The organism is Paenibacillus puldeungensis (assembly GCF_042678945.1).
GTDB lineage: Bacteria > Bacillota > Bacilli > Paenibacillales > Paenibacillaceae > Fontibacillus > Fontibacillus puldeungensis.
Window position 1 is genome coordinate 1 of sequence record NZ_JBHTLM010000028.1, and the last position, 20,862, is coordinate 20,862.

General features: G+C 51.3%; 12 protein-coding genes. 11 read left to right on the forward strand and 1 reads right to left on the reverse strand.

Annotated elements, in window-relative coordinates; all coding sequences use genetic code 11:
* Positions 1-369 precede the first annotated feature (369 nt).
* From ACFQ3W_RS23720 to ACFQ3W_RS23770, 11 genes are all read left to right on the forward strand, one after another.
* Positions 370-1,866 carry a bifunctional methyltransferase/pyrophosphohydrolase YabN gene (locus tag ACFQ3W_RS23720; RefSeq protein WP_379321710.1) on the forward strand — a complete coding sequence of 499 codons (1,497 nt, stop codon included), beginning with the start codon at positions 370-372 and terminating at the stop codon, positions 1,864-1,866.
* A 180-nt stretch (positions 1,867-2,046) separates the two neighbouring features.
* The gene (locus ACFQ3W_RS23725) at positions 2,047-2,319 is read left to right on the forward strand and encodes an HU family DNA-binding protein (protein WP_018753532.1); all 273 of its coding nucleotides are present in this window, start codon (positions 2,047-2,049) and stop codon (positions 2,317-2,319) included.
* Positions 2,319-2,600, forward strand: coding sequence for an RNA-binding S4 domain-containing protein (locus ACFQ3W_RS23730; protein ID WP_379321711.1), 282 nt, complete (start codon positions 2,319-2,321; stop codon positions 2,598-2,600). Before ACFQ3W_RS23725 ends, ACFQ3W_RS23730 begins: the two co-directional genes overlap by 1 nt.
* Positions 2,601-3,632: 1,032 nt before the next feature.
* Entirely contained in the window at positions 3,633-4,700 is a 1,068-nt protein-coding gene (hydE, locus tag ACFQ3W_RS23735; protein ID WP_379321712.1) for a [FeFe] hydrogenase H-cluster radical SAM maturase HydE, read from the forward strand.
* A gap of 54 nt (positions 4,701-4,754) precedes the next feature.
* Positions 4,755-5,747, forward strand: coding sequence for a 2-oxoacid:acceptor oxidoreductase family protein (locus ACFQ3W_RS23740; RefSeq protein WP_379321713.1), 993 nt, complete (start codon positions 4,755-4,757; stop codon positions 5,745-5,747).
* A gap of 20 nt (positions 5,748-5,767) precedes the next feature.
* Complete coding sequence (locus ACFQ3W_RS23745; protein WP_379321714.1) at positions 5,768-8,059, forward strand: thiamine pyrophosphate-dependent enzyme; 2,292 nt, start codon at positions 5,768-5,770, stop codon at positions 8,057-8,059.
* A gap of 23 nt (positions 8,060-8,082) precedes the next feature.
* Positions 8,083-8,592 carry an NADH-quinone oxidoreductase subunit NuoE gene (nuoE, locus tag ACFQ3W_RS23750; protein WP_379321715.1) on the forward strand — a complete coding sequence of 170 codons (510 nt, stop codon included), beginning with the start codon at positions 8,083-8,085 and terminating at the stop codon, positions 8,590-8,592.
* Positions 8,593-8,604: 12 nt separating this feature from the next.
* Positions 8,605-10,488, forward strand: a complete 1,884-nt coding sequence (gene nuoF, locus ACFQ3W_RS23755; protein ID WP_449290213.1) for an NADH-quinone oxidoreductase subunit NuoF — start codon at positions 8,605-8,607, stop codon at positions 10,486-10,488.
* Between the two features lie 19 nt (positions 10,489-10,507).
* Entirely contained in the window at positions 10,508-12,244 is a 1,737-nt protein-coding gene (locus ACFQ3W_RS23760) for an NADH-dependent [FeFe] hydrogenase, group A6 (protein ID WP_379321716.1), read from the forward strand.
* A 64-nt stretch (positions 12,245-12,308) separates the two neighbouring features.
* A complete protein-coding gene (hydG, locus tag ACFQ3W_RS23765; RefSeq protein ID WP_379321717.1) occupies positions 12,309-13,739 on the forward strand; it encodes a [FeFe] hydrogenase H-cluster radical SAM maturase HydG in 1,431 nt (476 codons plus the stop codon).
* A 566-nt stretch (positions 13,740-14,305) separates the two neighbouring features.
* The gene (locus ACFQ3W_RS23770; protein ID WP_379321718.1) at positions 14,306-19,450 is read left to right on the forward strand and encodes an S-layer homology domain-containing protein; all 5,145 of its coding nucleotides are present in this window, start codon (positions 14,306-14,308) and stop codon (positions 19,448-19,450) included.
* 64 nt (positions 19,451-19,514) lie between these two features.
* On the opposite strand, the gene hydF is transcribed toward ACFQ3W_RS23770, so the two are convergent.
* Entirely contained in the window at positions 19,515-20,762 is a 1,248-nt protein-coding gene (gene hydF, locus ACFQ3W_RS23775; protein ID WP_379321719.1) for a [FeFe] hydrogenase H-cluster maturation GTPase HydF, read from the reverse strand.
* Positions 20,763-20,862: the final 100 nt, after the last annotated feature.

Below are 20,862 nucleotides of genomic sequence, written 5' to 3' on the forward strand. Positions count from 1 at the left end.
GCGGCCGAGAGCCTGCTCGGCGTGCTGCTCGGCGCAGCCGTATTCGCGGCCGCCGTGCTGCGCACGCGGCTGCTCAGCGAGGCCGAGCTTGCGGCGCTGCCGCGCGTCGGCCCGAAGCTGCTGGCGTGGCTGCGCAAGCTGCGCCTGCTGCCGTAGGCATGACGTGGCCGAGCTACGGGCCGCCACAGCCGGCACAGGGCCCGCAAAGTGCCTCGCGGGCCGCTTCACGCCACGCCTAAGGCCTAGCGCTGGCAAAGCCTCATGCCATGTCACGCCGCGCCCTAGCAGCCACTCGCCGATTTCGTAAATCGGTACAGGCAATGGTATAGTATTTACATGCAGTAGACAGGCAGGAAGGGGAAGGTTAGCATGAGCGCAAGTATTACAGTGGTCGGTTTAGGTTCGGGCGATCCCGACCGGCTGACCTTAGGAAGCTTAAAACGTCTTCAAGAAGCGGAAGAACGTTATGTCCGGACGAAGGATCACCCGGTCGTAACCTGGCTTGAGAAGACGGGCGTGGCATTCCAGTCGTTCGACGAGGTATACGAGGCGAAGGATGATTTTCCTTCCGTGTACGAGGAAATCGCCGTGCGGCTCCTAGATCGGGCCAAAGAAGGGACCGAAGGAAATAGCATCGTTTATGCCGTTCCGGGTCACCCGATGGTCGCTGAGGCCACAGTCAAGCTGCTTCGGGAGCGTTGCCCTCAGGAAGGGATAGCCCTAACCATCATCGGAGGCGAAAGCTTTCTGGATGAAGCCTTTGTACAGCTTGGCTTTGACCCGATCGAAGGGTTTCAGCTGCTCGATTCTTCCGCGATTTCCGGTGAGCGAATCGATCCGCAGCAGCATTTGCTGATCGGCCAGGTTTACGACCAGCTTACTGCTTCGGAAGTGAAGCTCGGGCTGATGGATGTCTACCCGGATGATTATCCGGTCACTGTCGGTCACGCCCTTGGCGTTGAAGGGCAGGAGGAAATTCACCGTGTCCCGTTGTTCGAGCTGGATCGGGTTCAGGGCTATGGCAACTTATCGCTCGTTTATGTACCTGCAAGCGACAATGAAGCACTGCGTATCCGCAGCTTCCAGCGACTTCATGAAATTGTCACGATTTTGCGTAGTCCTGGAGGATGTCCTTGGGACCGGGAGCAGACGCATGAATCAATCCGCAAAAATCTCATCGAAGAAACCTATGAGGTGCTGGAGACGATCGATGATGACGACCCGGATCATATGCGTGAGGAGCTGGGAGATTTGCTGCTGCAAATCATGCTCCATTCGCAAATGGAAGAAGAACTGGGAACATTTACGGTTTACGACGTCATTAGGGAATTGAATGAAAAGCTGCTGTACCGCCATCCGCATGTGTTTGGCAGCTTAAGCGCCGAGGATGCGGAAGCCGCGCTAAACAACTGGGAAGCGATGAAGGCGGAGGAGAAACGGCGCAAAGGCATCGAGCCCGAGAAGCTGTCTGCGCTTAGCGGCGTACCACGGGATTTGCCGGCCTTGATGAAGGCTTACAAGCTCCAGAAGAAGGCGGCCAAGGCCGGGTTCGACTGGGAAGGAATCGAAGGTGTATGGGACAAGCTGCAGGAGGAAATCGCCGAACTGAAAGAGGCGGTCCAAGAGCAGCATGACGCCTCGGTACAGGAGCTCGAACTGGGGGATGTTCTCTTTTCCGTAGTGAATGCCGCACGGTTTATTGGTGCTGACCCGGAGCAGGCTCTATCACGAACCATCTCCAAATTTGTCCGGCGTTTCCATTATGTTGAACAGCGCCTAAGCGAGCAAGGAAAAACAACGGGGGAAAGTACGCTCGCCGAGATGGATGAATTATGGGAGGAAGCGAAGCAGAACGAACAAATATGATGGGAAAAAAGGCCTAAATCCCAGCTTTTTTGCGAAAAAAACAAAAAAAAGTTCCGGCTCGGGCAGGATTTTCAAACTAAAGCAAGAATACTGATACAAAGATATCCAGGCTTTAATCAGGCCCCCCGCCTGTAGTGCCAAGGTATCACCTATTTCTTTAATTATTGGGAGGCATTATTGATGAACAAAACAGATCTGATCAACAACATTTCCAGCAAAAGCGGACTTACTAAAAAAGACGTTGAATCCGTATTGAACGGTTTTCTCGGCGAAATCACAGAAGCTCTTGCTGGTGGAGACAAAGTACAATTGATCGGCTTCGGTACGTTCGAAACCCGCAAACGTTCCGGTCGCACGGGCCGCAACCCGCAAACCGGTAAAACGATCGAAATCCCTGCATCCAATGTTCCTGCATTCAAAGCGGGCAACAAACTTAAAGAAGCTGTAAAATAATGCGTCTTGATAAATTCCTGAAGGTGTCACGGTTGATCAAGCGGCGCACGGTTGCCAAGGATGTCTCCGAGCAAGGTAGAGTCCTGATTAACGGGCGTGAATCCAAACCGAGCAGTACGGTCAAGGTAGGCGATGAAATCACGGTACAATTCGGCCAGAAGCTGGTCACGGTCCGTGTCGAACGCCTGGCCGAGACGACTCGGAAGGAAGAAGCTGGTACCCTGTATACCTTGGTGAAGGAAGAGCCGATCGCGAAGGATACTGGACTGGATTGGTCCTAAGAAGCGAGAGACTACGAGCATGTCCCGATTGTCGGGACATGCTTTTTGCTTTTATATAAACTGTGATGAAGTGGTGCCCTTTTTTTCGATGTGAATATGGCCGATATCGGGTAGTGCCACCTTAGCACTAGGAAGTAATTGTATTTGGTGCATCTATTTTTTCACTTTTTGATGAGTAAGAGAAAGTAGATGCAAAAAGTGCAGCTAAATGGGCGGAAATGATCAGGAAACCGGACAAAGCCCTGCTTTAAATGTACGTTTTGCAACTAAATCGGAATAAGGAGAGAGAAACGTCAGAATAGATGTACTATTTGCATCTACTGCATATATGCCGTTCGTGCAAGTCAACGGGGTTACCAGTGTTTTGATTACGTTTTCAGTGCGATGCGACCTGCTTCAGCTGCCCATCTTTGTCGTATTTCCTCTCATATATCTCATCTGTACAGTTATAGTTATGAGAGATGAAGAAACAGGTTTCTCAGAAAAAAGTTAGGATATCCCAAATACCCCCTACCCAAATTAATAAATCATGGTAATATAGAGGTACATAACCTCGTTGCTGTTACAACGTATGTCACCTGTGTTGACAGCATGATTTTACCCGAATAATATATTGTTATTTTTCGGCCTCTAAGATCACACCTCTGATTTACTCATCTTTTTTTAAACCCTACTCCAAGATTGTTGAACGTTTCCAGCAGAACGGCACTTAAAGGAAGGCGCTTTTGAGTGATATTTTAGTGAAATTTTTCACAATAAAATCGAAGTTATCTTTATCAGGCTTTCAACATTCAAACATTCAGTTCTTAAGTGGTTATGCATCATAGCTATAATCATGGCGAAGGATCTTTTCATTAATGGAAAGTTAGTGAAATAATTCACGTAATTAGCATAGATATTATGTACCAGACGTTGTTATTTCACATAGTCTATAAGTGAAAATATTCACAATTAGCAAAACGTTACACCTGGCAGCCTGTATCTGTACAATCATTAGTTTCACTTATATAGACAAAAAGGGACGGATCGCGGATGAAACAGTTTATTCACAAACTGTATGCCCGGGGAGAGTTATCCAAAGATGAGATTGTCTATTTTCTGCAGCATCTCGATCCCGAGTCAAGAAACGAGCTTTTTCGGTTTTCTCATAAAAGACGCCTGCAAAAATACGGGGACAAGGTCTATTTGCGAGGTCTGATCGAGTTCTCAAGCTTCTGCAGGCAGGATTGCCTGTACTGTGGGCTTCGCGCAAGCAACCGGGATGCTGAGCGCTACAGGCTAAACCCCGAGCAGATTCTGGAGTGTTGCCGCGAAGGGTATAGGCTCGGGTTTCGCACGTTCGTCCTCCAAAGCGGTGAGGACTTCTGGTATACGGAGGATATGCTTACCCACCTCGTTCAGGCCATTAAAGCGGAGTTTCCGCATTCGGCAGTGACCTTGTCGATCGGCGAGCGGGGCGAGGACACGTATAGAAGACTTTATGCAGCGGGAGCAGACCGTTTTTTAATGCGTCATGAAACCGCTTCCCGTGAGTTGTACGAGGCCTTGCACCCGAGTATGTCCTATGATAACCGGCGAACCTGCCTGAGAATGTTGAAGGAGATCGGCTACCAGATAGGTGCCGGCTTTATGGTAGGTTTGCCCGGACAAACCGCAGAGGATTTGGCTGACGATTTACTTTATTTAAAAGCGTTAAACCCGGATATGATCGGCATCGGTCCGTTTATTCCGCATGACCACACTCCGCTGAGATCGGCAAAGCCCGGTACGGTGGGCGATACGTTAGTGATGATCGCACTCGCCCGCTTGTTCGTTCCGGATGCGCTGATTCCGGCGACCACGGCGATAGGCAGCCTTGATGGCGAAGGGAGGGAACTGGCATTGCAAGCCGGAGCCAATGTGGTCATGCCCAATTTATCGCCTGTGAGTGTCCGAAAAAAATACGCTTTATATAACAACAAGATTTGCTTAGGGGAAGAGTCCGCGCAGTGCAGGCACTGCTTGGAGCTGCGCATTCAATCCGCCGGCTTTTCCGTGGATATGGGGAGGGGGGATAGCCTGAAATCGTTGAGACAGCAAACTGCTGGCAGCTTCATTTGAATTGCGAAAATAGTGAAAAAATTCACAAGTAATATAGCAAAGGAGACATAACGAATGAGCATATTGACCAAAAAGAATGAGCTTGGCTTTTTCGAAATCCGCCTGGAGTCGATCGGCGGCATGGGGGCTAACCTGGCCGGCAAAATGCTGGCGGAGTCCGGGGTGCTGGGGCTTGGTTTAAATGGTTCGTGTTTTTCCTCCTATGGTTCCGAAAAGAAGGGTTCGCCAGTAAAAAGCTTTGTCCGATTTTGCGAGCCTGATGTAGATATTCGTGATCACAGCCCGATCGAAGAGCCTAATGTCATCGGACTGTTCCATGAAGCGCTGTACAAAACGGTAAATGTACTAAGCGGACTCAAGCCGGATGGCATTTTGCTGGTGAATTCGACCCGCAGCTTCGAGGAGATTCGGAAGGACTTGAATTTCCCCTATGGAACGCTAGCCGTTATCGACGCGATGGGGATTGCCATCGACGAGCATACCAAGGTGAATACCTCTATGCTTGGCGCTCTTTTCCGGATCTGCGATTTCATGGACCCGGATTCCATGCGTGAAGTCATCCGGCATACGTTCCATAAGAAATACCCGCACTTGGTTGAGCCCAATATACGCACGTTTGACCGGGGATATCAAGAGGTTCGTTTTCAGACCATTGAGGCTCCAAAGGGGGCGACCGGCATCCGCTTTGAACGGCCGCAGCCGCTGCTCGGGTATGAAACCCAGCCGCTTGGCGGGATTATCCGGACCCAAGGCAACAGCGTGCTCAAGGATTTGAGCGGCTCGCGTCAAGGCTTTTTGCCGGAGTTGAATCTGGACACCTGTATTGATTGCGCCAACTGCGACGCGGTTTGCCCGGATCTATGCTTTGTTTGGGAATCCGGGGAGGACAAGAAGGGCCGGCCGCAGATGTTTTTGCGAGGGATCGATTACCAATATTGCAAAGGCTGTCTGAAATGCGTGGAAATCTGCCCGACCGGATCGCTGACCGTGCGTCGTGAAGAGGCGGGATACGCTGATAGCCATCGTGTTGCCCACGTTTTTAACTAACGGAAGGAGGATTTTTCAACATGTCTATTGCGGAAGAAAATGCTAACAAATTAGCGCTGGCCGAGCAGGTAACGGCCTTTGAATCGGGTAATGAGGCGGCAGCCATGGCGGCGACGCAAATCAATTATCATATCATGGGCTATTTCCCGATCACCCCATCGACGGAAATCGCACAAATTTTGGATCAGAAAAAAGCGCAGGGCCTTCATGACATTAAACTCATCGCCGCCGACGGGGAGCATGGCTCGGCCGGGATTTGCTATGGCGCGGCTATGAGCGGGGCACGGGTCATCAATGCAACGAGCGCCAACGGGTTTATGTACATGCTGGAGCAGCTGCCTGTGCAGTCCGGCACACGGTTTCCGATGGTTATGAATCTAGTAACCCGTGCGATCAGCGGACCGCTTGATATTCGCGGCGATCACTCCGATTTGTATTACGCGCTGAACACAGGCTGGATCATTCTGACCGCGAGCACGCCGCAGGCCGCGTACGATATGAACATCATGGCGCTGAAGCTGTCTGAGCATGCGGATGTTCGGCTGCCTGTCATCGTGGCGTATGACGGCTTTTTCACCTCGCATCAGAAGCGCAAGCTAAGCTATTTCAAAGATGCCAAGACCGTCCAGGCTTTCATCGGAGAGCAGCCGCCGGTCGGGTTCGACGATGTGGCTGATCCGTCCCACCCGATTACGGTCGGTGCTCATATGAACGGCGATGATTTGCTGAACAACCACTATCAGCTCTCCTGCGCACATGATCGTGCGGCAAAAGTGTTTGAACAAATCGCTGCGGAATATGAACGTTTATCAGGACGCAGCTATCCTACTCTGGACCTCTACAAAATGGAGGATGCGGAGGTTGCGCTGTTCCTTATTAACTCCGCCGCTGAAAATGCGAAGGACATCGTCGACAAGCTGCGCGGGCAGGGCATCAAGGCCGGAGTCGTTCGGCCGAATATCATCCGGCCGTTCCCGGCAGAGGAACTGCGGGCTGCGCTGCGCAACGTCAAGGCGCTGCTTGTTGGGGAACGCGCCGACTCCTACGGCGGCCAGGGCGGGAATATGACCCACGAGATCCGCTCTGCGCTGAAGCTTGATCCGCAGAACAAGACAATCGTCCTTTCCCGGGTGTTCGGTTTGGGCGGAAAAGATTTTTACCCGGAGGATGCCGAAGCCTTCTTCCGACTTGCTATCGAGGCGATGGAACAAGGAAAAGCAGCGAAGCCGTTCGATTATTACGGCCACGTGCCTGGGGATGATGAGCATCAGCTGAAGCCGGTGATGTCCCCGAAATACGGCGATGCATTCAAGAGCGGGCTCATTCATGTGACCCGGGATGAAGCGACCGGGAAGCTCAAGGTGAAGATGCCGCCGCTGCGCAGTCTGACAGCCAAGCCGAAGCGGCTTGCTCCCGGCCATGGAGCTTGCCCGGGCTGCAGCGCCATTACGGCACTGGAACTATTTTATAAAGGAATTGAAGGGGATGTGGTCACGTTATTCCAAACCGGCTGCGCTTATGTCGTTACCGCTGGATATCCATTTACCTCCCACAAGCAAACCTTCATCCATAACCTGTTCCAAAACGGAGCAGCTACTGTCTCGGGTGTGGTCGAGGCGTTCTGGGAACGCAAACGGCGGGGTGAAATCGAGGTGTCTGATGACGTAACCTTCGTGATGGTAACCGGTGACGGGGGGCTTGATATCGGGATGGGTCCGGCGATCGGCGCCGCGCTCCGCAATCATCGCATGATCATTCTGGAATACGACAATGAAGGCTATATGAACACTGGCTCTCAGCTGTCTTATTCGACACCGCTTGGCCATATGACGAGCACGTCCGGGGTCGGCAAGAAGCAGAAAGGCAAGGCGTTCCATCATAAAGATACGCCGCAAATTATGGCGGCTACGAACATTCCTTATGTTTTTACCGGGGTCGAATCTTTTCCGCAGGATTTGATCATGAAGGCTGCGAAGGCGCAGTGGTATGCGCAGCACGAAGGCCTGGTCTACGGAAAAATACTGAGCACCTGCCCGCTGAACTGGCGTTCCGAGGACCCGCAGGGCACAAAAATTTTGAAAGCCGCGGTAGACTCCTGCTTCTTCCCGTTGTATGAAGTTGAGCATGGGGCCACCACGATTACGTATAACCCGGAAGTGAAAAACGCGCGGGTTCCGGTTCAAGACTGGCTGAAAATGATGGGCAAAACCAAACATATGCTGGCTGATGACGAGTTGCTTGGCGCCTTTGAGGAGGAAGTAGAAAGACGCTGGGAGCGCCTGAAATTGAAACATGAAAATCCGATGCTGTGAGGATGAAGGGAGAGGATTGACCCATGGAAAATACTTGCCACTGTCAAGGCGGGCTGCAGAAGGAGCGGCTGGATCGGGTGCGCGAAATCATCGATCATTTCCGCCTTCTACCGGGTGCGCTCATTCCCGTTCTGCATGAAATACAGGACCTCTTCGGCTACTTGCCGGAGGAGGCGCTGCGGATCGTGTCCGAGGAGCTTAAGATGCCCATGGCGGAAATTTACGGAGTGGCTACGTTTTACTCCTTTTTCTCACTGGAGCCGAAAGGAGAGCATGTCATTCGCGTCTGCATGGGCACGGCCTGCTATATCAAGGGAGCGCAGGGGATACTGGATCGGCTCAGCCAGGAGCTGAATGTCCCGGTTCAAGGCACTACCCCGGACGGGCAGTTTACGCTTGACGCCACTCGCTGCCTTGGAGCTTGCGGGCTTGCTCCGGTCATGACAATCGGGGAGAAGGTTTATGGGCGGCTCACGCCAAACGAAATTCCTAAAATACTGAAGCAAGTACGGACGCCTGCTGAAACGCATTAGGAGGGAAAATCCATGATAACGTTGTTAGATCTGGACCATATTCGCGCTTCTCACCAGAGCTCGCTAACGAAGCGGCGGCTCGGAAAGGTCGGGGCGCCCGGAAACGGCGTGGCCCAGCGAGCCGTCATGATCTGCGGCGGGACCGGCTGCACCTCCTCGGACTCCATGCAAATCGTGGAGGCGTTTCGCAAGGAAGTGTTCAGTCAGGGTATCGAAGACAAGATCGATATCGTACGCACCGGTTGTTTTGGACTCTGTGAGCTGGGGCCGGTGGTGATCATTTACCCGGAGGAGGTCTTTTACAGCCGGGTAAGTGTGAAGGATGTAGCTGAAATTGTTGAGCAGCACTTGTTGGGCGGAAAAATAGTTGATCGTCTCGTTTATCGGCAAGCGATGGAAGACGGGCGGATCAAACCGCTTCACAATGTTGATTTCTTCCGCAAGCAAAGACGGATCGCGCTGCGCAACTGCGGAACGATTGATCCGGAGGAAATCGATGAATATATCGGGATGGACGGATACCGGGCGTTACACAAAGTGCTGACGACGATGGAGCCTTTGGACGTCATTTCCCAGGTTAAAGAAGCAGGTTTACGTGGCCGGGGTGGTGGCGGATTTCCTACCGGGATCAAATGGGAAACGGCGGCCAAGCAGCACAATCCGCACAAGTACATGATCTGCAACGCCGATGAAGGGGACCCGGGGGCGTTTATGGATCGTTCGATTTTGGAGGGGGATCCCCATTCGGTGCTGGAGGGAATGGCGATTGCCGGTTACGCCATCGGAGCGAACCACGGGTTCATCTATTTGCGGGCCGAATATCCGATCGCTGTAAAACGGGTGCAAGCGGCGATTAAGCAGGCACGGGAATACGGGCTGCTGGGCGAAGACATTTTTGGTAGCGGTTTCTCGTTTGACATTAGTGTTCGTTTAGGAGCCGGAGCTTTTGTTTGCGGGGAAGAAACCGCGCTGATGAACTCTGTAGAAGGCAAGCGCGGCATGCCGAATCCCAAACCGCCTTTCCCGGCGGTAAGCGGGTTATGGGGGAAGCCGACCGTCATTAACAACGTAGAGACGCTGGCGAACGTTCCAATCATTTTGCTGCAAGGGGCCCGTTGGTATGCCGGAATCGGCACGGAGCGAAGCAAGGGAACCAAGGTGTTTGCGCTTGGCGGCAAGGTAGTCAACACCGGGCTGGTAGAGGTGCCGATGGGGATTACGCTGCGCGAGGTCATTTATGAAATCGGCGGCGGGATTCCGAACGGCAAGGCGTTTAAAGCGGTTCAGACCGGCGGACCATCCGGCGGCTGTCTGACGAGCGAGCATCTCGATCGCCCGATAGATTACGATACGCTGCTTAGCCTTGGCTCGATGATGGGCTCGGGCGGTATGCTGGTGATGGACGAAGGCACCTGCATGGTTGACGTTGCCCGGTACTATCTGGACTTTACGCGAGATGAGTCGTGTGGCAAATGTGCCCCGTGCCGGATCGGGACTAAACGGCTGCTCGAGATTTTGGAGAGAATCACGGAGGGCAAAGGTACGATGGAGGATTTGGATACCTTGGAGGAGCTGTCAGAGCAGATCAAAGCGGCCTCGCTTTGCGGTCTCGGACAGACGGCGCCGAATCCGGTACTATCGACGCTCAAGTATTTCCGTGACGAATATATTGCGCATGTGATCGATAAGAAATGCCCGGCAGGAGTATGCCGTTCGCTGATCACGTATGCGATCGATCCCGAGAAATGCCGCGGCTGCACGCTTTGTGCCCGGAAATGTCCGGCGGGAGCCATAACGGGCACAGTGAAGGAGCCGCATGCCATTGATCCGCTAGTGTGCATCAAATGCGGCCTCTGCTTTGATAGCTGCAAGTTCGCCGCCATTTATAAAAGCTAAAGTGTGAGGAGACCCGAACATGGATACCGTAAAATTTTGGATTGACGATATATTGACGGAAGTCCCGAAAGGGACGACTGTTCTTCAGGCGGCCCGCGAACTCGGGATTCATATTCCCACCCTCTGCTATTTGCAGGGTGTGAACCATTCGTCAAGCTGCCGCGTTTGTCTCGTGGAATCCGGTCCGCGACTGATCGCCTCCTGCACACTGGTGGCGGAGGATGGTATGCGGATCAAAACGAATAGCCCACGGGTTCGAAAAGCTCGCAAGACGACGGTCGAGCTGCTTTTGTCCGACCATAACCGGGAGTGTACCTCCTGTTTGCGCGGCGGGACATGCGAGCTGCAGGAGGTAGCCAAACAGGTCGGTGTGCGCACGGTGCGCTATGTGGGAGAGAAGTCGAAATCCGCAGTCGACTACTCCTCGCCATCCATCGTCAGAGATACATCCAAGTGTATCCTGTGCGGCCGCTGCGTGGAGGTATGTAGCGAGATGCAAACGGTCGGAGCGATCGGGTTTATGAATCGCGGCTTCAACACGATGATCGGGCCCGCTCTGGGGAGGCCGATTGGAGAATCCGTCTGCATTAACTGCGGACAATGCATCATGGCTTGCCCGGTCGGGGCGTTGCAGGAACGGGAGAACATCAGTGACGTATGGCAGGCGCTCTCCGATCCGCATAAATTCGTTGTGGTGCAGACCGCACCTGCAGTGCGGGTGGCTCTTGGCGAGGAATTTGGGATGCCGATCGGCACCCGCGTCACTGGCAAGATGGTGGCTGCACTGCGGCGTCTCGGTTTCAACAAGGTGTTTGATACCGACTTTGCCGCCGACCTTACAATAATGGAGGAGGGCACAGAGCTGCTGCATCGGCTCGAAACGGGGAAAGGCTTGCCGCTAATGACCTCCTGCTGTCCGGGCTGGGTCAAATTCGTTGAGCAGTTTTTCCCGGAAATGCTGGATAACCTATCGACCTGCAAGTCTCCACATGAGATGGAAGGGGCCATGATCAAGAGTTATTTCGCCAAACTCATGGGAATCGATCCTCAGCAAATCGTTGTCGTGTCCATCATGCCCTGTACAGCAAAGAAATTCGAAGGGCAGCGTGAGGAACTGTCGAATGAAACGCTAAAGGATGTCGATTACGTGCTTACGACCCGGGAGCTTGCCCGCATGATTAAAGAGACGGGAATCGATTTTGCTGCTTTGCGCGGAGAGACCTTCGACAACCCGTTTGGCGAATCGTCAGGCGCCGGGGTGATCTTTGGGGCGACAGGCGGCGTAGCCGAGGCGGCGCTGCGGACGGTGTTTGAGCTGGTTGCCGGGCATGAGCTGGAGACGGTTGAGTTCAATGCTGTACGCGGCCTGGAAGGCATTAAGGAAACCACGGCCCTGCTGCCGAACGGGCAAATGATTCGCACTGCCGTGGTTCACGGCCTCGAGAATGCGAGAAAGCTGATGTCCATGATGATTAGCGGGGAGAAGCAGTATGAGTTCATTGAGGTCATGGCTTGCCCGGGAGGCTGTGTATGCGGTGGCGGTCAGCCGTTCGTGGATCCCGCTATCCGGGATCGGATTAATGTGAAAGCAGAGCGCTCCAAGGCGATCTATGATGAGGACGAGGCGGCCTTTGTTCGAAAGTCGCATAAAAATCCGTACATTCAGAAGGTTTATGAGGAGTTCCTGGATCAACCGAACAGCCCGAAGAGCCACCTTTATCTGCATACGCATTATTTCGTACGCTCCCGTTTCTAGGCGAAGGTTCGGCACTTTTTTTGCACGCTTTAGTCCATTTATCTGCTTACAAGGGGGGATTGGAATGAGTAAGGCGGCACAGTGGGAGCGAGCCCACTTTATCTCTGACGAGGAGATTGTATCGGCGCTGGCTTATGGGGCGTCTATGGCGCATGAACCGAAAAAGGTGATGGGCATTCTTGAGAAGGCACGGGCGTCCAAGGGATTAAGCGCGGCCGAGGCGGCTGTTCTGCTTCATGTGGAAGACGATGTGATGCTGGAGGAGATTTTCCATACTGCTCGCGAGGTGAAAGAGCGTATATACGGAAATCGAATTGTACTGTTTGCGCCTCTGTATGTAAGCAACTATTGTGTTAACAACTGCGAATACTGTGGGTACAAACATTCAAATGGTGGTATGGTCCGGCGGCGTTTGGACCGTGCGCAGCTGATCCAGGAGGTCGAGGTGCTACAAAAAATGGGGCACAAGCGGCTGGCACTGGAAGCTGGGGAGGACCCCGAAAATTGCTCGATCGATTACATCGTCGAATGCATCGAAACGATCTATTCCGTCAAGGTCGACAATGGCAGTATTCGCCGGATCAACGTCAACATTGCGGCGACGACGGAGGAGGACTATCGCAGGCTTGCCGGCGCAGGAATCGGAACGTATATTTTGTTCCAGGAAACGTATCATCGCCCGACTTATCTCAGAATGCACGGCCAGGGCCCTAAACGGGACTATGACTGGCATACAACCGCAATGGACCGGGCTATGCGCTCTGGCATCGACGATGTAGGCATTGGAGTTCTGTACGGTTTATACGATCACAAATATGAGACGATCGCGATGCTGAAGCATGCGGAGCACTTGGAGGAGATGTTCGGCTGCGGTCCGCATACGGTTTCCGTGCCCCGCCTGCGGGCGGCCGAAGGGGTTGATTTGGACAGCTTTCCGTATTTGGTGAACGATCACGATTTCAAAAAAATCGTCGCCGTTCTGCGGCTGGCCGTTCCATATGCCGGTATGATTCTGTCTACCCGGGAGGATGCGGGTTTTCGCGATCAGGTCATCAAGCTTGGCATCTCCCAAGTGAGCGCGGGCTCCTGCACGGGGGTTGGCGGTTATATTGAAGCCCACGGCGGGCAAGGGCAAGGCTGCGGCGACAAGCCGCAGTTTGAGGTGGGCGACCATCGCTCTCCGCTCGAGATGATCAAATCGCTTTGTCAGGACGGATATATCCCGAGCTACTGTACCGCCTGCTACCGGGAAGGCCGAACGGGCGACCGCTTCATGCGGCTGGCCAAGTCGGGCCAGATCCATAACGTATGTGGACCGAATGCCCTGCTTACGCTCAAGGAATATCTGATGGATTACGGCGATGATGAGGCACGGAAAATGGGGGATGCGCTGATCAGAAGCAATCTTCGGCGCATTCCGAAGCCGTCCGCCCGGGAGGGAACCGTAAACAGGCTGAAGCGCATTGAGGCTGGCGAGCGCGATTTGCGGTTCTAGTGCATGTTGTTTGCTCGGAAGCGGTAGTGAATAAACCTTCAAAACCACGGGAACGTGGGATTGAAGGTTTTATTTATTTACTAGAATTTTTTAAATTCCCGGGAGTAATGGGTATCGTAGGACTTGCTGCTATCGTAAAACTCACTGTTACCGTAACTTGCTAAATGCATTAAGTACAGTTAAACATCACCATATTGGAAGTATTGAGCATTTAGATGTAAAAAGTGCAGCTAAAAGAAACAAAACAACCCTATTAATACAAATTACACCAATTTAGATGTACATTTTGCAGCTAACATCCAAAAACCCACATTTTGCCCAGAAATAGATGCACAAAATACATTTAGTGGTGGATGTGAGAGATGCAGGAACCTATATGGGGTTTTTGCTTATTTTAACTCTATCATTTACATAAAATAAACACCCAGTTAATAGAAATCGAACAACAGGTTATTGAAGGGTATCTATAATGAATAGGGACACTAGTGTTTCCGACGTCAAACTACAGGGTGCAGCAAGATTATTGAAGTAGATCTGCCCAAATATCTAATGGAAGGACTACAGAAATGAAGAAGCAAAGAATTGTTTCGGTTTTTTTGGTGTTGGCACTCATAAGTACTTTCTTTCAAACGAATCGGGTAACGGCAGCGGTAAATCCGCAGCAGGCAGTCAACTTTCTCGCAAGCGAAGAGTTGGCGCCGGGAGTTCATTATGGTGAAGAAGATGTGGTTAATTATGGAGCAAAGCCGCATCGGGTTCGCTTCAATCATTTAACCGTGGATCCAACGGCTAATGGTGTTCGCATTGATACCGCGAAAGCTCAGGATACCGTCAATGCGATGGAGACTATTGGAGGACAAGCGCAGCGCGAGATACTGAAGGGAAATAATGTCGTGGCGTCCATTAATGCCGATCCATATGATATGGATTATGGAGTAAACGTCGGTATTCAAGTCAGAGACAGCCAGATCCTTATTAGCCAACCTAACAACAGATATACAACTGATACGCCGGTATTTTTTGTCAGAAAAAGCGGCAAGGCAGAGATCGGTGCATTACGGGCAAGCAGTGATATCGAGATCCGGTCGTCATCAGCTTCCGAAACAACGAATTTGTCGACGCTTGGGGGCACCGTCACTTCCGATGTATACGCGGCCGCTAAGACTGAATCCGCCGGATTAGGTACATATTCCAAGCAGATTTCGTTAATCAACCGCAATTCTTTTGGCAGTTGGTATTCAGATCCGAATAAATTCTCTTCTGATACCTTGCGTGTGTTCACAAGCAGCATTACCAGCAAGCATAACTTTGTACACTATAGGGGCTCTGTTCCAGAAAATCATGCCTATGCCCTTATCCGATTAGAAGGCTTTAACGGTTCTCTCCAAGCCGGTATAACCTATTCAGGTCAAGTGGTTAAAGTTTATAAAGATGAAGGCTTTAACATCCCGGATGACAGCATCGTTCTTGCTGGCTACAATGCAGATGCAGCAGGCGTTGCCGCACTTCAGGAAAACGCCTCGGTCAATTATACCGTGCACCTTTACTCAGGGGCCTATACCGAGGACGAAAATGGCATCATGGTCGATCGGGGCCAATTGGCCGATGATGTGGTGGCTGCCGTCAACGGCTATCATTTGCTGGCTAAAGACGGCGTGATCAACGAAGGCATGGTTAATAACTCAGGCACGGATGATAATGCTCGTACAGTTATCGGGATCACCCGCGATGGTAAAATCGAAGTCATCGCCGCGAACAAGCCCAGTGCTAATATCAGGGAGGAGCTTACCTCAGGTACGAATTTCCGGGATATCGCAGAGTACATGATGGAAGAGCTGGGCTGCGTAGATATTTTAAATATGGATGGCGGAGGCTCTACGGAGATGACGGCCAGACGAGCGGGAAGCGATAAACTTACGACGGTCAGCTATCCCAGTGACGGTACCTCCCGCAATGTGAGCAATTCTCTCTTATTTATCAGCGATGCTCCTCGTACATCAAGTGTCGGACAGGTCGTTGTGGACAGCAGTGTGAAAATCTATCAAAGCTCACACCGCACTTTTACCGTGAGATTGACTGATGTAAGCGGCAGTCCCATGGCCTCTGATGGCAAAACGATCACTTGGTCGGCAAAGTACGGCACCATCGATCAGAACGGAAACTACATTGCTCCATCTCAGCCCAGCGATGATATCGTCACGGCAACCGTAGATGGCATCGCAGGAACCGCAAAAGTCGCGGTTGTTGACGAGACTTCGATCGCCTCCATCGCTTTTTCAGCCACAGGCACCGTAGCACTTCATAAAGGCGACACTTACTCATTTGCTTTTCACGCGACTGACAGTTCTCAAAAGGAGATTATCATTGATCCGGCGCTTGCCACGTGGGAGGTTACTGGAGATATTGGCAATATTAAGGACGGCCTGTTAACAGTCTCCGTTGAATCGGGTTTAGGGACCGTCTCGGCAAAATTTCTGAATAAAACTTACTCCGCTCCGGTATCCGTCGGCCTTGATGAGCAGCTTATCGACGGCTTTGAGGGCGACCAATCCGCATATCATATTAATAGCAAGTATATTTACAATAACAATGACTATCGTGCTGGCCAGGGGAACAACATGGTGGGGATAGAAACTGATCCATCCAAGGTCAAGAATGGAACGGGCAGCTTGTATTGGATATATGATACCAAAGACTGGCCGATGAACGGTTCTGGGCGCGCCACAAACGGTACCATGTATATTAATCCCGATTGGAGCGTGGCCCGTCCGGAGTATGGGTGGACAGAGGAGAAACGTGCTGCGTTAGAGGATCAATATACCGCAAAGGCCATGCCGAAAAAATTTGGGCTTTGGTATTACAGTGGAGACGAGAACGGGGATGGAATCAGCGATAATTATGACTGTATGTCAACAGCCTATTTCAAATATGGGCCGGATGGCAAGAAGGGCAGCCTTAAGCTGACACCTAATGAGCATATGGAATGGGTTGGCTGGAAATGGGTAGAGGTTGATGTTCCTCAGGACTGGACGATGCCGATTAAGTTCGATTACATGATGATTTCTAATATCAACAAAGCGACTCCGGTTTCCAAGGATTACAGAACGACACTTATGGTCGATGATTTGAAATATATTTACTCCGATGAACCGCAGGATCTGGCCGGTCCGGTATTTACCGATACTGCGCCTATAGCGGGGGGAATCTACAGTGATACCTTGGATTTCTCTACAACGATCAAAGATGTCATGAGTAAGGTTAAGCCGGGTGGTATTACCGTAACCGTGAATAGTGCACCTTTTACCGATTATACCTTCAATGAGGAGACTGGAAAGCTTGGTTTCAAGCTTACTGGTCTAAAAAATGGGGAGAGCTACAGAGTCATCGTCAAGGCGCTGGATACCAAAAACAACGAATCTGTTCCATACATTGACAATACGTATACAGTGGATACCTCCCCGGATACAGAGGCTCCGGTAATCCGTCAAGTCACCCCATCAAGCCAGGTTACGGTGCGAATACCAAGCCCAAGGGTAACCTTTAAGTTAACCGATACCAAATCCGGTGTGGATGCAAAGAGCATTAAAGTTACCTTGGATGGCAAAAATGTCCCCGTTTATTATGACGCCACTTCGGGATGGGGCTATGCGCAGCCGGACTTTGAACTTGCTGCTGGCAGCGTCAATTTGACGGTCGAAGCGAAGGATAAGAACGGTAATGCCATGACGGCTTATACTGACGTGTTGAAGATAGATCCGATTGCACAGCCTGCTGACCCTCAAAACTATAAGATTTCGGTAGTGCCGGATACCCAAGGGAATGTATTCAGTGATAAAATATTCGGACGGGTGAAAACGGAAGATAGTGAGCTAGTCGTTCATCTAGGCGATATTGTAGATAACGCTACAGAAACAGAATTCAAAGAGGGCAAGGATTATATTGAATCAACAGGCAAACCCTATTTAGTCCTGGCAGGCAATCATGAAGGTGGAAACAATAATCTGGATCTGTACTATAAATATTTTGGCTCCCCGACTTATTCCTTTAAGTATGGAAGCACGTTAATTGTCGTTCTTAATTCAGCGTATAACCAGAGCATAAACGTTTCCGATCCTACGCAGTATCATTATCTGGAAGAAGTATTAAAGAGCAACAAGCTGCCCAATGTGTATGTGTTCAATCATGTCATAACCCGTGACGACTACTACACCGAGCATAATATGCAGCCTGCTGAAGCAGAGCAGTTTGAAGGTATTTTATCTGATTACAAGAAGAATCATCCTAATACCAACGTCAATGCAGTATTTGGACACCTTCATACGCTGCACAGCTGGGAGGTTGGCGGCGTCAACTATATCATAGGCGGCAATGGAGCGCAAAAAGGTTATGTGAACAGCGAACAAGGAAATATTCTCGGTTCAGGCATGATCACGGTCAAGAATGGAGTGGGGTCCTATGGGTTCAATCCACTGCTTTCCAAGGTTTATATTAAGAATGCCGCATTAATTGGAGACACGATTTCCAGTGCCAGCACTTCTCAGATTCAACTTGACCTATATGGGGATTTTCGGGAATATCCTTCAAATTATGTAGCCAGGATCAGTAACCTCAAGTATGTGAATACAACATGGAGAAGTTCCGATACGAGTATGGCCATGGTGGACGAAAATGGAGTAGTCACATTGAAAAAAGAAGGGACTGCTCAGATTACAGCCACCTCGGGCGGAAAGAGCAGTACTATAACGATTAAAAGTGTGGATGCTTCTAAAATAACGGCATCGAAAATCAGCTTGTCGATTCCTAAGGAAACAAGGATCGGAGAACGAGTAATTCCGACAGTCAGTGCGACAGATCCGTATGGAGCGGTTTTTGTCGTAAACAATAGGGACGTTAAATTCAGCTTCTCCAATAGCCTTATGAGAATCGACGATGGAGCGATCATCGGGACGAGTGTGGGGCATGAGACTGTTACTGCAACGTATCAGGGCAAAAGCGCATCAGCAGAAATCACTATTAAGCCTATCGATTCACCCCCAGGCAGTTCGGAAAGCAGCGGCGGCATGTCGAACGATAAGCCAAGTGATACGAGTAAAAACGAAGCAGGAAAAGACAATTCTAACGATCAGGCAAGTGATTCAAAAGATACAAAGAGCACCGCTCCTCATGCGAGCTTTAGTGATATTTCCAGCCACTGGGCGCAGAAAGAGATTAATGAAGTGGTGAGCAAAGGGTTATTTAAAGGCACCGATGCCGATAAATTCTCTCCAAATGCCGAAATGACACGCAGTATGTTTGTTACCGTGTTGTGGCGGTTAGCAGGAACACCTGCTATAACATCTAAGCCAACCTTTGCTGATGTTCAATCCAAGGCTTGGTATTACAATGGCGTCATGTGGGCAACAGAGAATGGAATTGTAAAAGGCATAGGGGAGGGTTTTAGCCCAGCTGCCAGCATAACTCGCGAGCAGCTTGTGGTCATGATGTACCGCTATGCGAAGAATAGCGGAAAGGTTGCAGCTTCTTCTGGAAACCTTTTAAGCTACTCAGATGCTCGCACCGTGTCCAGTTGGGCACTTGATGCCATGAAATGGGCTGTAGGAGCAGGCTTGATCAATGGTGGCCCTAACGGAGCTCTTAATCCGCAAGCGACTGCCACAAGAGCAGAGGTAGCGGCAATCATTGCACGTTCCATAGACGAATCGAATAATTAGAAAACGATGAACTGATAAGAGAGCAAAGGGTGTGCAAGCCTAGTTGCACACCCCTTTGCTCTTTCTATTTTTTGGGACCGTCCGATTCCTCCCACGCCTTCATGGCGGAGGGGAATAGCTCAATGGCACGCGGGAATACCCCATGCATATAGGCGATCAGCACGCCGTAGTTGACAATCGGGACGCCGGCGGCCTGCGTTTCCGCGATACGATGCAGCATGGCCCGGCGGTTCAGCATGCATGCCCCGCAGTGAATAACCAGTGCGTAGCGGTCCAAATCCGGTGGGAAGCTGTAGCCTGAAACATGCTCCAATTGGAGCTGCTTTCCGGTCACTTCACGCAGCCAGCGCGGAATTTTCACGGTACCGATATCATCGGACTGGCGGTGATGGGTACAGGCTTCAGCAATCAGCACACGATCTCCGTCTTTCAGCTTCTCGATCGCTCGGGCTCCTCTGACAAGTTCGTTTAAATCCCCTTTGTGACGAGCAAACAAAATGGAAAACGACGTAAGCGGTACGTCTTTCGGTGTGTCGGCGGCGACCTTGGAGAAAGCCTGCGAGTCCGTAATGACAAGGCGTGGCTTTACAGCCAGTCGGTTCAGTGCAGCCTGGAGCTGATCTTCCTGGGTAACGACAGCGATGGCATTACTGTCCAATACATCGCGGAGCGTCTGCTGCTGCGGCAGGATGAGCCTGCCTTTGGGGGCGGCACTGTCAATCGGAACGACGAGAACGACGACATCCCCTGGAGAAATTAAATCGCCTACGATCCGGAACCGGTCGTCTTCCTGAGGGAGGGCGTCTATGATCGCTTGCTTCAGCTCCTTGATCCCGGTTCGCTGTGTTGCGCTGAACGGTATGAAATCCAGCCCAAGTCTTGCCTCGGCTTCCGCCTGAGCCGCTGCTGCATCCGCCCGGGCATCGCTTTTGTTCAGCACGCCTACGACCGGAATTTTCCGATCGTACAGCTCCGCCAGCAGCTCCTCGTAAAACGGATCAACACCAGCGGTTGCGTCAATCACGAGCAGAGCGAGGTCGGTTCGGTCGATTAGTTCCCGCGTTTTTTGCTTCCGAAGCTCGCCGAGCATCCCCTCGTCATCCAGTCCGGCCGTATCGATCAGGACCACAGGTCCTATCGGCAGCATCTCCATCGCCTTATACACCGGATCTGTCGTCGTTCCCCGAATGGGGGAAACCACGGAAATCTCCTGGCCTGTAATCGCATTCACAACACTAGATTTGCCAACATTGCTTCGTCCGAACACTGTAATGTGTGTCCGTTCACCCCGCGGTGTGGCGTTTAGACTCATTTGCCTCTTCCTCCCTAAATAGTTTTGGAATACCCGGCATAATCACTTGCCAGCGATGCGGCATCTTCTATCGTTTACCCGAGTCTATATGTGAAATTCT

Coding starts and splice junctions, on each gene's coding strand:
- ACFQ3W_RS23770 (WP_379321718.1), top strand. CDS start 14,306: ATGAAGAAGCAAAGAATTGTTTCGGTTTTTTTGGTGTTGGCACTCATA.
- hydG (WP_379321717.1), top strand. CDS start 12,309: ATGAGTAAGGCGGCACAGTGGGAGCGAGCCCACTTTATCTCTGACGAG.
- ACFQ3W_RS23745 (WP_379321714.1), top strand. CDS start 5,768: ATGTCTATTGCGGAAGAAAATGCTAACAAATTAGCGCTGGCCGAGCAG.
- ACFQ3W_RS23730 (WP_379321711.1), top strand. CDS start 2,319: ATGCGTCTTGATAAATTCCTGAAGGTGTCACGGTTGATCAAGCGGCGC.
- nuoE (WP_379321715.1), top strand. CDS start 8,083: ATGGAAAATACTTGCCACTGTCAAGGCGGGCTGCAGAAGGAGCGGCTG.
- ACFQ3W_RS23760 (WP_379321716.1), top strand. CDS start 10,508: ATGGATACCGTAAAATTTTGGATTGACGATATATTGACGGAAGTCCCG.
- ACFQ3W_RS23725 (WP_018753532.1), top strand. CDS start 2,047: ATGAACAAAACAGATCTGATCAACAACATTTCCAGCAAAAGCGGACTT.
- hydE (WP_379321712.1), top strand. CDS start 3,633: ATGAAACAGTTTATTCACAAACTGTATGCCCGGGGAGAGTTATCCAAA.
- hydF (WP_379321719.1), bottom strand. CDS start 20,762: ATGAGTCTAAACGCCACACCGCGGGGTGAACGGACACACATTACAGTG.
- ACFQ3W_RS23720 (WP_379321710.1), top strand. CDS start 370: ATGAGCGCAAGTATTACAGTGGTCGGTTTAGGTTCGGGCGATCCCGAC.
- nuoF (WP_449290213.1), top strand. CDS start 8,605: ATGATAACGTTGTTAGATCTGGACCATATTCGCGCTTCTCACCAGAGC.
- ACFQ3W_RS23740 (WP_379321713.1), top strand. CDS start 4,755: ATGAGCATATTGACCAAAAAGAATGAGCTTGGCTTTTTCGAAATCCGC.